12 protein-coding genes are annotated in these 15,134 nt (G+C 36.4%); 7 read left to right on the forward strand and 5 right to left on the reverse strand.

The window, feature by feature from the left end:
* The first annotated feature begins 8 nt into the window (after positions 1-8).
* From H5092_RS08545 to bfr (H5092_RS08565), 5 genes are all read left to right on the forward strand, one after another.
* A complete protein-coding gene (locus H5092_RS08545) occupies positions 9-875 on the forward strand; it encodes a cation diffusion facilitator family transporter (RefSeq protein ID WP_182733315.1) in 867 nt (288 codons plus the stop codon).
* Between the two features lie 114 nt (positions 876-989).
* Positions 990-2,060, forward strand: a complete 1,071-nt coding sequence (locus H5092_RS08550) for a PepSY domain-containing protein (protein WP_182695205.1) — start codon at positions 990-992, stop codon at positions 2,058-2,060.
* Between the two features lie 72 nt (positions 2,061-2,132).
* Complete coding sequence (locus tag H5092_RS08555) at positions 2,133-4,268, forward strand: TonB-dependent receptor (protein WP_182733316.1); 2,136 nt, start codon at positions 2,133-2,135, stop codon at positions 4,266-4,268.
* 272 nt (positions 4,269-4,540) lie between these two features.
* Complete coding sequence (gene bfr, locus H5092_RS08560) at positions 4,541-5,011, forward strand: bacterioferritin (protein ID WP_002958985.1); 471 nt, start codon at positions 4,541-4,543, stop codon at positions 5,009-5,011.
* A gap of 13 nt (positions 5,012-5,024) precedes the next feature.
* Positions 5,025-5,489, forward strand: a complete 465-nt coding sequence (gene bfr, locus H5092_RS08565; RefSeq protein ID WP_002958984.1) for a bacterioferritin — start codon at positions 5,025-5,027, stop codon at positions 5,487-5,489.
* 65 nt (positions 5,490-5,554) lie between these two features.
* Here bfr (H5092_RS08565) and H5092_RS08570 read toward each other — a convergent pair whose 3' ends face one another.
* Positions 5,555-5,749, reverse strand: coding sequence for a (2Fe-2S)-binding protein (locus tag H5092_RS08570; protein WP_002960627.1), 195 nt, complete (start codon positions 5,747-5,749; stop codon positions 5,555-5,557).
* A 342-nt stretch (positions 5,750-6,091) separates the two neighbouring features.
* On the opposite strand from H5092_RS08570, the gene H5092_RS08575 reads away from it, so the two are divergent.
* The gene (locus H5092_RS08575; RefSeq protein ID WP_024605680.1) at positions 6,092-6,649 is read left to right on the forward strand and encodes a TMEM165/GDT1 family protein; all 558 of its coding nucleotides are present in this window, start codon (positions 6,092-6,094) and stop codon (positions 6,647-6,649) included.
* Positions 6,650-6,710: 61 nt separating this feature from the next.
* Here H5092_RS08575 and H5092_RS08580 read toward each other — a convergent pair whose 3' ends face one another.
* The 3 genes from H5092_RS08580 to H5092_RS08590 all read right to left on the reverse strand — a co-directional run bounded on the left by H5092_RS08580 (position 6,711) and on the right by H5092_RS08590 (position 9,385).
* Positions 6,711-7,235, reverse strand: coding sequence for a DUF6436 domain-containing protein (locus H5092_RS08580; protein WP_182733317.1), 525 nt, complete (start codon positions 7,233-7,235; stop codon positions 6,711-6,713).
* Positions 7,219-8,685 carry a methyl-accepting chemotaxis protein gene (locus tag H5092_RS08585; protein ID WP_182733318.1) on the reverse strand — a complete coding sequence of 489 codons (1,467 nt, stop codon included), beginning with the start codon at positions 8,683-8,685 and terminating at the stop codon, positions 7,219-7,221. The genes H5092_RS08580 and H5092_RS08585 overlap by 17 nt, the downstream gene beginning before the upstream one ends.
* A gap of 148 nt (positions 8,686-8,833) precedes the next feature.
* Positions 8,834-9,385 carry an isochorismatase family protein gene (locus H5092_RS08590; RefSeq protein ID WP_182733319.1) on the reverse strand — a complete coding sequence of 184 codons (552 nt, stop codon included), beginning with the start codon at positions 9,383-9,385 and terminating at the stop codon, positions 8,834-8,836.
* 166 nt (positions 9,386-9,551) lie between these two features.
* Here H5092_RS08590 and H5092_RS08595 point away from each other — a divergent pair, with 166 nt between their 5' ends.
* Complete coding sequence (locus H5092_RS08595; protein ID WP_182733320.1) at positions 9,552-14,051, forward strand: EAL domain-containing protein; 4,500 nt, start codon at positions 9,552-9,554, stop codon at positions 14,049-14,051.
* Positions 14,052-14,125: 74 nt separating this feature from the next.
* On the opposite strand, the gene H5092_RS08600 is transcribed toward H5092_RS08595, so the two are convergent.
* Entirely contained in the window at positions 14,126-15,019 is an 894-nt protein-coding gene (locus tag H5092_RS08600) for a cation diffusion facilitator family transporter (RefSeq protein ID WP_002960617.1), read from the reverse strand.
* Positions 15,020-15,134 lie beyond the last annotated feature (115 nt).

Genomic DNA, 15,134 nt, shown 5'->3' on the forward strand with positions numbered 1-15,134 from the left:
AGGTCATTATGGCGCACGATCACTCACATAGTCATGTAGACGAAAACCAGAGCGATAAACAGCTAACCGTCGCTGTGGTTATTAATGTATTGCTAACCGTAGCCCAAGTTATTGGCGGGGTATTTTCGGGCAGTTTGTCACTTATAGCCGATGCACTTCATAATTTAAGTGATGCTGCCGCTATATTTATCGCGCTCGTTGCACGTAAAATTGGTAATAAACCTGCTGACACCACTCATCATTTTGGCTATAAACGCGCTGAAATACTTGCCACACTTTTTAATAGCAGTACATTGATATTAATTGGTGTGTATTTAATTTTTGAAGCCATTTCGAGCTATTTAAACCCTCAACCAATTAATGGTTGGATAGTTGTGTGGGTGGCAGCAATAGCATTGATTATTGATTTAGCAACCGCATATTTAACCTACCGAGCTGGCGCAAATCACAGTATAAATATAAAAGCGGCCTTTATTCATAACGTATCAGATGCAATGGCATCTATTGTTGTTATTATTGCGGGCACCTTAATTATTTTATACCAGTGGTATATCGTTGACTTAATTGCCACTGTGCTTATTTCTCTTTATGTAATTTATCATGGCATTTTACTATTAAAGCAAAGCTGCAAAATTTTAATGCAAGCAGCGCCTAGCAATATTGATATACACGCAATATCACATGCTATTAGTAATGAATTTAATATCGAATCGGTAGTTAGCATTAAGCTTTGGCAACTAGATGATAAAGAAAATTATTGTGAGCTTATTATTGGCACTCAGCACTTAATTAATTTGCCAGTAGTAAAAAGCTTTTTACACGACAATTTTAATATTGAAAATTGCATAATAGAAATCCGACCAATCGCAAATTAAAGCCCAATTTAATGCTCTTAATAACAAGCTAAACCAAATACATAACTATTTAATTGAAAACAGCTCGTATTATCATTTACAATATTGTCATTAACTCATAATGAGATACCGTTTTTGAAACTTTGGTTACGTAGAATTCATTTAGGCCTTGCCCTAATTAGCGGACTATTTTTATTAATAGTGAGCCTAACCGGTGCTGTTATGATTTATGCAAAAGACATACAGCACCTAATAGAGCCTGAGAAATGGCAAGTAACACCCCAAAAAAACTTAATGCATTACGATGAACTTATACAAAATGTACAAGCTCAAACTAAGCAAAAAATCACCTTTTTTATGCCCGAACAAGCGCCAAACGCAGCATGGCAATTTCGGTTAGCCAATAAACACTACGCCAGTGTTAACCCCTACTCAGGGAGTGTACTAAACATCTATGAATCAACCGATACGATTTATGGGTTTGCTATGGGATTACATCGTTGGCTGTTGTTTGAAAACAGTAAAGGTGAAAAAACCTTTCGAAATTGGATGTCGGTGTGTGCATTGCTACTTTTAATAAATGTATTACTGGGCTTTTATTTATGGGTAAAGCCCAAAAACAGAGTTAAACGTTTAGCTATAAAACCAAAAGCCAAATTTAGAGTGCTCATGTATCAATTACATACAGTGCTTGGTGTTTACTTTTTTATACCGCTTATGCTGATTGCCTTTACTGGTATGGCATTTAACTGGAAAACACAAACTCAATCGGTATTAGAATTTGTGACCTTAAACAAGGTAGAACAAAGACCTAAAGCACCAAAAGTAATAACCCCTTCTCAAGCTACTTTAAACTACAATGAAGCAATTAAAAATGCAGAGAACGTATTTCCAGACGGTAAATTATATAGAATTTACTTACCTAAAAAGGATGACGAAGCAATTGCACTGAGAATGCAAAACCCTGGCGAAAGTCACGCTTACAGCTGGGTTTGGACTAACCCATTTACGGGTAAAGTATTAAACTCATTTGACGCCAGTAAAACAAACTTCACAACACAAGCATGGAACTTCAAATATAAGTTTCACATTGGTGATTTTGCAGGTCCTATCGTGCAGTTTTTATGGTTATTAATAGCCCTTTCACTCGCATTTTTTATTGTAAGCGGTGTGTATTTCTGGTTAAAACGCCATAAATGGAAATAAATCTCATTAACACTTGCGTCATTAGTTGATAATGATTACCATTACGTAAATTGTTATCAACTAAGACACCCCATGTTAAAAACTTCGCTTTGCCTTATCGCTGTTGCAATAAGTACTAACACGTTAGCAAATGAAAATAATAAAAATGAATACAATTCTGATCAATTTGAGCATGTCATTGTTTCAGGCAGCCGTATATCAGAAAGCATTGACGAAGTACCAGCCTCGATCACCGTTATTAATCAGCAACAAATACAACAGCATTTAAAAGTAAGCTCAGAATTGGGAAGTTTACTCGCGCAAATGGTTCCTGGCCTTGCCCCAGATACAGGCAGTTCTAGTAATTCAGGACAAACACTACGCGGCCGTGCGCCATTAATAATGATTGATGGCGTACCGCAATCAACCCCTCTTCGTAATGGTTCTTTAGGCGTAAAAACGTTAGACTCCAGCGCAATAGCGCGCATTGAAGTCATAAAAGGCGCAACGTCTATTTATGGTAATGGTGCCTCAGGTGGCATTATTAACTACATAACAAAACAAGCGCGTAGTGATGGTAAACCGGAAGGCGAAATAAGTATTTCAAGCCGCTTTAGCGCTGTTAAATTAGCAGAAAGTGGTGGCGGTAGAGTATCAGCCGCAGTAAACGGTAAGCTCGACCAACTAAGCTACCTGTTAACGGCAAGCTATGAAGAAAACGGCGTACAACGCGATGCACAGGGCGATATTTTAGGCTTGCAATATGGTTTATCAGACTCTGAAACTCAAAACTATTTTACCAAACTAACTTATGATTTTGACGACGAAAAGCAACTGCAGTTCAGCTATAACTTTTACAGCTCACAGCAAAAAACTGATTTAGGCGATGTTACTGGCGATGGCAATATAGGGGAAAAAACATACGCTATACACGTCCCATTAGCGCTTCAAAAACAAGGTAAACCGCAAGGCCCAGAAGGCAACGAAAATATAACCCTAAAATATGTTGATTACGCGTTGTTTGAAAACACACAAATGACCCTCGATCTGTATAAACAAAATATAGAAAACGTATTCTTTTTCTCAACCGCTTTAGCCAATCTTGATGAAGGTTATAGCGGTGGTCAATCGGTTATTAAATCAGACAAGCAAGGTGCAAGAGCTACATTTAATAGCCAGTTTGATTTTGAAAACCTAACAGCCACTCTAATCTACGGTATTGATGCCTTAAATGATAAAACATCGCAACCTTTAGTAGATGGCCGTGTGTGGGTGCCAGAAATGGACATGAAAAGTGTGGCTGGCTTTTTACAAACCAAATGGGTAATAAACGACGATATTATTGTAAAAGCGGGTGTAAGAAACGAAAGCATTGATTTGAGTGTAAGTGACTACCAAACGCTAAAACTTTGCAAAACCGTATCTCAATGTTCAGTACCATTAAATGTGCGTGGTGATACCATAAACTATGACGCTACAACGTATAATGCAGGCATAAAATACAATTTAACAGATGCATTCAGCCCATTTTTTAGTTATTCACAGGGCTCTGATATTTCTGATATTGGTCGCCTACTTCGCGCTGCAACTGTTGACGATATTGCACTTGTTCAAACACAAGCCTCAATAATCGACAATTACGAAATTGGTTTTACCTCACAGTTTGAAAACGTACGTTTTGAATTTGCTCTTTACAGAAGTACCTCAGAGCTTGGTACAAGTAATGAGTATAATGAAGTAACGGGTGTTTACGAACCCGTACGTGCACCACAAGAAATATGGGGTTACGAAGGGTTAGTTAATTATACTATTAACCAAGACCTTAAATTAAGCGCCACATACAGTTACGTAGAAGGTAAAAACACCGAAGCTGATGACTACCTAGGCGCAAGCCAAATTAGCCCACCCAAAGCAACGGCGAATGTAACGTGGCAAACAAATGACGAGCTATCGCTTGCAATGAGCTTTTTATATGTAGGCAACAGAAAGCGCTTTGATAAAAATGCACAGGGCCAATACTCTGGCGATCAGGGCCCTGTTAGTAGCTACAACACATTCAACTTAAGTGGCCAATACAATGTTAACGCCAGGTGGAGTGGGTATTTTGGAATAGAAAACCTATTTAATAGCGATTACTACCCTGCCCGCGCACAGGCTTACACCTACGGTGGATATAATATTAAAGGATTAGGCACAACCGCAACGCTGGGTGCTAAATACCAGTTTTAATTAGTGATAGACTCAATAAATAGGCATCAGCATGCCTATTTATTTAAAAAGATAATATGAAAAGCAGTATCTCTACTTATTGTTTATAAATACCTCTAGTAATCATTCTCAGATACTAATACAAATAAAAAACTGTCCATAAACCAAGCAGTAACGCAAACTTAAATAAGAATCAAAACCAATAGTAACGCAATGATTTTTATAGAGAAAACTTGCAATATAGGCTATATGTACTACACTGCATACAATTGAAATAGTTGAGGCGATTTATCATGAAAGGTAATCAAAAAGTAATCGATGCGTTTAATACATTGTTAGCTAACGAATTAGCAGCAATCGATCAGTATTTTATACACTCGCGCATGTATGACGACTGGGGTTTAAACAAACTATACGAGCGCCTTAACCACGAAATGGAAGAAGAAAAAGATCACGCAGACTGGCTTATCAAGCGCATCTTGTTTTTAGAAGGTGTACCAAATATGACTAAGCGCCGTGATTTACTTATCGGTAACGATGTAAAAAGCATGATGCAAAACGATTTAACACTAGAGCTTGAAGTAGTTGCGTGTGTTAAAGACGTAATCGCAATATGTGAAGAACAACAAGATTATCAATCTCGTAGCATTTTAGAAAAGCTGTTATTTGATACCGAAGAAGATCATGTTTACTGGTTAGAGCAACAACTTGGTCTAATTGATAAAATTGGTTCTGAAAATTATCATCAAGCACAAATGGCTTAGTAGGGAGCATATTATGAAAGGCGATAAAGACGTTATTGCAGCGCTTAATAAAGTACTCGCTAATGAGCTTGTTGGTATTAACCAATACTTTTTACATGCACGTATGTTTAAAGATTTTGGCTTTACACAGCTTGATAAAGCAGACTACAAAGTATCAATTCAAAAAATGAAAAACGCTGATCGTTTAATTGAACGTATTTTGTTTTTAGAAGGCTTACCAAATCTTCAAGACCTAGGCCGATTACGTATTGGTGAAAACAGCGAAGAAATGATTGCTGCTAACATGAGTTTTGAACTCGATACTATTGACGAGTTACGAAGCGCCGTTAAACTGGCTGAAAGTAAAAAAGATTACATTACCCGTGAAGCCCTTGATCACATTTTAAATGAACAAGAAGAGCAAATTGATTGGTTAGAAACCCAACAATTACTTATTAAAAATACGGGTATCAAAAACTACTTACAGTCTCAACTGTAAATAGTAACAAGCATAAAAAAAGCAGCTAAAAAGCTGCTTTTTTTATATCTAAATTTTATATGTAATTAAGCAACTTGATCCGTTACATCCGCAATTTGAATAAGTCTGCGATTAAGGATCTTTTTAGTACAACCACAACACTTACCGCATTGGCTGCCTACTTTAAGCTCTTTGGTTAATTCACGCATGGTCGTTGCACCATCGTCAATTGTTTGCTCAATTTTTTTATCAGTCACACCGTGACAAAGACAAATATACATCAATACAAACCGTGTTAATTACATTCAATAGGTGCATACTAATCTAAACGACAATTGTTATCAATAGCTTCCTCACTAATAAATATAAATTATTTATTAGTATATGGTATTTGTTCTCTTAACTATATTTACCTAAAAGTAAAGTTATGGAATAATGGCCGCCTCTTAGGGGAGTAGCCCGCTCAGTAATGAGTAAACTTATCAACATAATTGCACCTCATGTGCATGGTAAGTTTGTAATGTTGTAGCAAGCGTTATCGGCGAGACCTAGGTAGACACTATCCTCATGGCGGGAGATAGTTGTTTGCCTTGGTTTAGTATTCCCGCCTGTAAGAATCAATAATGGAAGTTTTTTTAACCTCAACCGTCACTGTTACACTTGCCGAAATTGGCGATAAAACCCAGCTTTTATCACTCCTGTTAGCTGCCCGTTTTCGTAATAAAAGCGCACTTATTCTTGGTATTTTAGCCGCAACTTTACTCAATCATGGCCTATCAGCGTGGTTTGGGCAGTGGTTAAGTAATAGTTTTTCTTCTGAATATTTACCTTGGCTTGTAAACATCAGCTTTATTGTTGTTGGCCTTTGGCTATTAGTTCCAGACAAAGACGAAGATGTAAGTAGTAAATACGATAGCTACGGGGCTTTTTTAGTTGCTTTTGTATTATTTTTTATTGCAGAAATTGGTGATAAAACACAAATAGCGACAGTGTTGCTAGGCGCACAATATCAGTCTGTGTTTTGGGTAACGGTAGGAACCACGTTAGGTATGCTAATTGCTAACGTGCCTGTTATATATGCTGGTAATGCATTACTAAAAAGAATATCTCTAAACACCGTACGTGCTATTGCTGCTTGTGTGTTTGTGTCATTAGGTATTTATGGCTTAGTGACAATTTAATCAATGTTAAAGCTCGTAACTGTTGATTTAAGTGCGAGCCTTAATTTTTTCTGCACGTTATTTACGCATTATTTACACAATAACATCCCTTGGTTTGTGTAATTAAGAGGCTTGAGTTAAAACCTGCAGCTAAATTAGTGACCGCAGTTTCAACAAAGCCACTTCCCTGGGCACACGCTAACCCTTCGGAGAGAGGACCGGCATAAACAAAATCACCGTTTTTATTAATAATAACGGCGGCAGGCGTTGCCGGAATAACAAGTTTAAGCTTTGGTGTTAATTCAACTTGTACAACCTTCATAGCTTTATTGGCAGCAAAAGAGCTTAACGATGAAATATGTGGTTTAGCCTGTATGGTGCACCCGCAATTTTTTTCAGTTATAAGCACTAACGACGCTTCATTAGTGTCAACCCAGTCCAATTGCTTTTTAAAGTTATTAAACCAGTGCTTTTGCAATAAAACTTTTGAGCTATCAAACGGTTTAAGTTGCTCTAACTGAAAATAAACTAACCCTGCAACAACACAAACAAGCCATATAGCTATAAGCGAAAATACAAAAGAGTTAGATTTATTTAAACTTGGCAATGCTTTGCTCTAATACATCAATACTTACATCGATTAACTGCACCTTAGCGGTTAACTGCTGCACTATTTGCGTATCTTGGTACTGATTTTGGCGCATAGTATCAGTACTGCTTGCTATTAACTCGGTATTTCCTGCCTGCTCCGCTACAACTTGTGCAACTGAGTCAGAGCTTGAAGATACTGCGGCTATTTGCTCGCTCATTGCTGAAATATTTTCTTTCATTGCAGCACTAATACTTGTTAAATCAACTACAAAACTCACACACTGACTCATTGATTGCGTTGACGTTTTACTATTATTAACAAGATCTTTTAATGTAAGACTAATTTTATCTGTTGTTGCTTTACTGTGGTTGGCCAAAGATCTTACCTCATCAGCAACAACAGCAAAACCTCGACCGTGTTCGCCTGCGCGGGCAGCTTCAATAGCGGCATTTAAAGCAAGTAGGTTTGTTTGCTCAGCAATGCCTGATATTTCATTAAGAAGCCCTGAAATAACATCGCCCGCTGCCACTAAGTGGTTTATTTTTTCTTCGGTATGGTTAAGCAGTGTTAACAACTCTCTACTTTTAGCGTCTGTTTGAAGCACTTCTTTTAATGCATCACCTGCAGATTGTGTAATATGGTCAACTTGGCGCTTAAGCACCTCACTTTCTTCTTCTACAAGTTTAAAGCCATTGGCAACTTGAGCGCCAGAATTAGCAATATCATCGGTTTGTTGTGTGCGTTGAACCGCACCACTCGCTAACTGATCGTGTACATCAATAAGCTCTTGTGAGTTTTTTTGCAATGATTCTGATTGTGTTTGTACCTGTTTAATAACATCAGATAAGTAATCTAGTAATGTGTTAAATCCTGCTACAGCTTCGCTTTTAGTGTCATCCGCGCGAAGAGAGAGTTTAATGTTTTCAGGATCTTTCATTATTTGTTCTGTCGCATAACTTAAAGATAAGCCCGCACGACGTTCCCGTTGCAGCGTTTTTGCAATATAGCCTGCAACTAATACTTCAACTATTGCGTATCCAGCATGAATTAGCACCGTAGTAAAAGCGAGTCTATCAGGGTCAAATACGTAAAAACCCGTATTTTGAGTTTGTAAATAATAAAAAGATAAATGATGTACCGCTACAAAAATAATAGCGGTAATAAACACTCGCCACTGTACAAAAACAATTAACATGGGCATTAAAATAAATATTTCAAAATGGACTTCAATCAGCCCAAAAGTTTGTTGTATGTGCAAAAAAGAAAACATCATTATGGCGGCAGCTACCACATGGGGGATAATAGGGCTATCACCTTGTGTTTTTAAAAGCCATATAGGTAATAAACACAATGGCAAACCTATCATAAAAGCCTGCGCTAATGTGTCGAAATACAAGCCTATAGCGATAGACTCGACAAACAAAAGACTGAAAATAATTATAAATAACCGGCCAATACTAGACATAAAAGCCTTAAAATTGTTGTTTGCATTGTTGTTTTATAAAGCAGTCTGCAATATACGTGTAAAAACGAGTTTCAGTTCACTGAACACAATAATAAACTACCGACACATCAAAAAGTAATACATTTGATTTATATTATATACATGTGGTCTACTTAATTATAGGCAGTATTTTCTTAAACGTAGGCGTTGCAGCTTTTTTTGTCCATTGAAAAATAACTATTTCAGCGCATGAAATTACAGCTCCAGCTTGACGTAGCTGCTGAATCGCCAAATTTTTATGTTGCGGGTTTCTCGAACCAACTCCGTCGTAAACAATAATAACTTCAAAGTCATTTTCTATTAAATCTAAGCATGTTTGTAAAACACACACATGTGCTTCAGTGCCCACAACAACAACTTGCTTTTTACCATGGCTTTTTAACGTATCAACAAAACCAGGCTCTGCACACGCACTAAAGTACGTTTTATGAAAATACATGGCATTAGGTAACGTATTTTTAATTTGCTGATTAGTCTCGCCCAAACCTTTCACATATTGCTCCGTTACTAAACATGGAACGCCATGAATAATACCCGCTTGAGCTAACTGCAATGTGCTTTTTAAAATATTCGGAAAATCTTTAATTGCAGGAGCAAGCAACTCTTGTAAGTCTATAACTAATAACACGCTGTTTTTTGCATCAATATTAGAGAAAAGCACTATACTCTCCTTATAAGCATTTACTATTATCTGTATAGAGTAGCTCACTATTTAAAAATAGAACTTTTAGCGTTATGTATATTATTTGTAATTAAAAAATAAAAACTTATGCTATATTTACTATCTAGCTAAGCATCATCCTATCTTCCACTGAGAGTGTTTATAAGTGCGTTTGAGCAAATTTTTTTTTCATATCACCATTACTTTTTTACTATGCATCCAAAGCACTTTTGCATCACAAAACTATGCTCAGCAATTACAACGAATTTCTACTGACGAAGGCCTATCACAAAGTTACGTTTTGCAGACTCAAGAGGATGATATTGGTTATATTTGGATAGCAACCCAACAGGGTTTAAACCGTTTTGATGGATATAATGTAAAAACTTTTAGTGGCGGCTTTGGCCTGGATAAACACTATATTTATGCATTATTTAAAGCCGAAGACGGAAAAATCATTGTCTCAACAGATCTTTCTGGTGCCTATATAATAGATCCCCTCACTTTAAAAACCGAAAAAATCTATTCTGGTCAAATAGATAAAGAACAAAAAATGTTCTCTCCGATCTCTGCAATAACTCAGCAACAAGGTACTTTTTACTTCGCCATAGATGCCCAAATATATACATTTGATGAGACGAGTAAACGCTTCACATTTAAGCTAATCCTGCCAAATAAAGGTGACTACATTCGGTCATTAACAATATATAAAAACACTTTATATATTGGTACAAATGATGGTTTATACACTGCAAATATAGATAATTCAGAACTTGTAAAAATACCTCTTCATCCCCCTGAAAAAAATACGATAGATAATGTAAACGTCAAATTCTTAAGTGTTGATAATGAATTAGGATTACTTGTTGGTACTGTTGAAGGCATGTATCAATTAGCATTCGATAATACCAAAAATATATCTGCAGCAAATATTACAACTTTAATCCCTGATTATAATATATGGGATTATGCCAATACTGTTTACGGGGAGTTTGTAGCAACCGAAAGTGGATTGTTCAGTTATCACCGCGAAACCAAAGAACTAGAATTCGTATTAAATTATGAAAAAAGTAAGTTTAATATTAATGAAAACTCAATAAACGATCTAATGGTTGATAAGTCCGGCGTACTTTGGCTCGCATCTAGAACCCAGGGCGTGTTTACATGGCCAATTAAAACCCGACGCTTTAAACACATTACTTTACCCGGTAACAATACTATTCATGCCACCTACCAAGACAAAAATAATATTATTTGGTTAGGAACAGAAGATGGAATTGCACGGTACGACAAAGCAACAAATAAAAGTGATGTATATCTAAGCTCAACCGACTCAAAAGCAATATACGGGGCATCTGCCGTTTATGATATTTTTGCGTCTTCAATTGGTGATAATCAATTCCTTTGGCTTGTTACTTTCGATGGCTTTAAACTGTTTGATAAACAAACGGGTAAAATTATTGAAAATAAAGACACAGACAAAGATGTAATTAACCAATCCAACTTATTTGGCTTTGCCCAGTTATCTGCAGACACATATGCATTTATGTCGGATGATAATTTTTATGTTTTTAATGAAACAACAGGAAAAACAAGAATTATTAAGGGGCTCAAAGAGCAAGTCGATCCTTTATTTTCTTACGCTTTTTATAAACACCTCGACACACATCCTGAAGAGTTTGTACTTGGCACATCAAAAAGCTTCCTTAGGTACAACGAAAAAACGAAAACTTTAACGACTATATTTCAGTCTTTTAATCCTAAAGAAGATATTTTTTACACTGTAGAAAACTTTTACTTAGACTCAAAACGAAACATTTTATGGTTAGCAACCACTCACGAAGGTTTGCTCGGCGTTGACCCCGTTACTTATGAAAGAAAGCACTATATAGGATTAAAAAATTCGTTTAATACTGATTCTATCTATTCACTACTTCCTGATGAAAACGGCTTTTTATGGGCAAGTACCGACAATGGTCTGTATCAAATAGACCTAGATACACTCAATGTAGTGAGTTTTTCAGTAAAAGACGGTTTGAATATAAACCAATTTACACCAATAGCGGCAGCAACACTAAGCGATGGCAGGCTTATGTTCGGCAGTAATGCTGGAGCCTTACTTTTTAATCCGTTAGACTTTAATGAAAAAGAACAACTACAAAAAAGTAATCTAGCCATTACTGATATTAGCCTCCTTACTAGGGAACTCAATTACAATCCTCATAAATACCTTAGCAAACCACTTGAATTAAATTATGAAGACATGGGATTGACGGTTAGCTTTTCTAACTTCTCTTACCCTAATATTGATAAAGCATATTATAAAGTAATCCTTTTAGGGCCTACGTCTCTAACATATGAAGATTTACAATCTAATCAAGTGTTTTTCACAAAGCTTCAACCTGGTAATTACTCACTAAAAATATCAGCACATAATCGTGATGGTATTATTACAAGCGAGCCTACAACACTTAATATCAACGTGGCGTATGCTCCTTGGAGATCGCCCATTGCTATAGCCGCCTACATTATTTTAATTCTTGGGGTGTTATTTTTTATTTTTTGGCAGTATCGCAGCCGCCGAGTAGCAATTGAACAAGCCCATAGAGCGACTATTCACTCGCAAAAGCAAACAGAACTCGCGCTTAAAAATAATAAAAGCGGCGTATGGGATTATAACTTTAAAGACGCTTCCGTAAATACGCTCAGAGGAAGTGAATTGGGCTATACAGACTTACCAGAACGCGTGCATATAGATCAATTTTTAGCGTTGATACACCCAGACGATCGACGTCGTTTTGAAAACCAATGGGAAAACTACTTCAAGTACAAAAAACAACAAAACTGGCAAGCAACTTACCGTTTACAGCATAAAAATGGCCATTGGCTCTGGTATCAAGATACAGGGCAAGTTATATACGATCCTCAAACAAATGAGCCTCTATATGTTTCTGGCATATATACCAATATCACCGAGCAACGAGCTAATGAGCAACAAGCAAAAATTTTAGGTGAAGCGTTTAGCCAAATAAACGATTGGTTACTTATACTCGATAAGCGTTTAATGCCATTTTCTGCGAACAATAGTTTTATTGAAACATTTTCAAACGAGCAAACGGCCACCAAAATTAGCCCTAAATTGTTTATTAAAGCAATTGGTAAAGATAAGTGCAGAGAGTTTGCTAGTATTTTAAAAAAATTAAAACCAACTGAAAACTGGCAAAGTGATGTTTATATAAAAACAGCAAGAAATAATGAACACCCAATACATATAAGTGCCACAGCTGTAACAAAAGACACTGCAAGTTACTATGTGATTGTTATTACAGATTTAACTGAACAAAAACGTGCTGAAAACGAACTGCGCTATTTGGCTAATTTTGACCCTCTAACGCACCTACCTAATCGTAGTTTAATGTATCAAAACATTGAAAAGGCGATTAAATATGCCGATAAAAACAATACCCAATGCGCATTATTATTTATTGATTTAGATAAGTTCAAACCTGTTAATGACTCTTTTGGGCATGCAGTGGGTGACATGTTGTTATGTAATATTACCCAAAGAGTAAGCGGTATGCTTAGCGAAAACGCTATACTTGGCCGCCAAAGTGGTGATGAATTTTTAGTGCTGATTCAAAATATAAAATCACTCCAATCTCTTCGCGATAACGTAAGAAAAATTAGTAATGAATTAGCTAATAAAGTAATTATTGAAGACTTCTCTATTAATATCTCAGCAAGTATTGGCGTAGCTCTATACCCATTCGATGCTGTAACCACAGATATACTCATCCGTAATGCCGATGTTGCAATGATGCACGCTAAGCAAGGCGGGAGAAACGACTTTAAGTTTTTTAGCGATGAAATGAATGAGCTAATAAAACAAAAGTTACTGCTTGAAAATGATTTAAAAGATGCAGTAAAAGACAACCGATTTTTTAATCACTACCAGCCTATTATCGACATAGAAGAAAAAACAATAAATGGCGTGGAGTTACTCATGCGCTGGAAAAATGAAGGCCAGTTAATATCTCCAGCTCTTTTTATTCCTGTAGCTGAGGAAACCGGTTTAATAGAACTTCTTACTGAGCAAGCCTTGCACCGTTCACTAATTGAACTTGCGCCTATACTCAGCGAAAACCCGTTGTTTTATATATCTTTAAACTTATCGCCTAAACACATTTTAAAAACAAACATAACACAGCGGTTAATGGCTATATTAGCGGACTCTCAAGTTCATCCAAGACAATTAAGGCTCGAAATAACAGAGAGTATTTTATTAGAAGATAAGCTTAAAGCAGCCAAACAGCTGCAAAACCTAAAAGCTGCTGGGTTTAAATTACTGCTTGACGATTTTGGTACAGGATACTCATCACTCACCTACTTAAGCCAATTCCCTATTAATGTTATTAAGATAGATCAAAGCTTTGTAAATAGTATTGGTATAGATAAGGGAGATGAATCAATTATTAAAACTATTTTTTCATTGGCAGAAAACTTAGATCTATACTGCATTGCAGAAGGAGTAGAAACGCGCGAACAGATGCTCTTTTTAGCCGAGGTTGGCTGCCATGTATTACAGGGTTATTACTTTGCAAAACCAATGAATGCTAAAGACTTACGTAAAAGCGATTGTTTTAGCAATATCATTGATTTGATTTGATTTGATTTGATTTGATTTGAAACATTAAAAGCGTGCTAATCATTATTACACGCTTTTATATTAATTAGATGCTATTAATGGATATGATGGCATTCATGGCTTTCAATTTGTAATACACTATTACGTACATTAAATTTTTCGGCTAATAATTGCTCTACTTTCATACGACACGCTTCATCATGTTTTTCAATCGTACAATGTTGTTTAAGGACAACGTGTGCGCCTACTACAATACCATTATATTTGCGCGTTACAGTGACATTATGGACATTATGAACATGTTCCATATCTGTAATTTTACTTTCAATATCAGTAACTTTAGGAAGTTTCGCTTTATTTAGGCGTAAACCTTTTATACAACTAATTATGACCTTAATACCGGTGAATAATACGAAAGAAGCAATTAACATACTCGATAAAATATCGATTACAACCCAGCCTGTAAAATATATAAGAATACCGGCAACAAATGTCGAGACGGTAGAAATCAGATCAAAGAATGAATGTAAAAATACCGCGTACACATTAATACTCGCTTTGCGGCCTTTATATAAAACCCATGCAGCAGCCCCATGAAATAAAAAACCAATAGCAGCAATAACCGACATTAAATAACTATTGATAGCCAGCTCATTTCCTTCATGTTGGTGTATATAGCGCTCACCACCTTCATACAAAATAATTAAACTGATTGCTAGGTATAAAAACCCGTTCACTAGGCCACCAAAAAGCTCTGCTCGTTGATGGCCATCGTTATAGGTTTTGGCAAAATGAATAGCGAGACTTGATGCTATCAGTGCGATGAATAACGAGCTATTGTGAACAAACAAATGCCCCGCATCAGCAAGAACAGCAAGCGAATTAGAATAATAAGCACCTATAACCTGAATTACCATAAACGAACACGTAATTGCTAGCGCAATGAGTAACCGACGACGAGAAGCTTGGTGTGTAGTGATTTCTGTCATGAAATGCTTGAATAACCTATACTTAAAGTGCAAATAAGCCAAAGATGGCTTAGAGTAGAAATGGGTAATGATATACAGTATCAATTATAATACGTACTGCCCGCAAACGCACTAA

Origin of the sequence: Pseudoalteromonas sp. SR41-7, from assembly GCF_014163935.1 — a bacterium.
GTDB classification, from domain to species: domain Bacteria; phylum Pseudomonadota; class Gammaproteobacteria; order Enterobacterales; family Alteromonadaceae; genus Pseudoalteromonas; species Pseudoalteromonas distincta.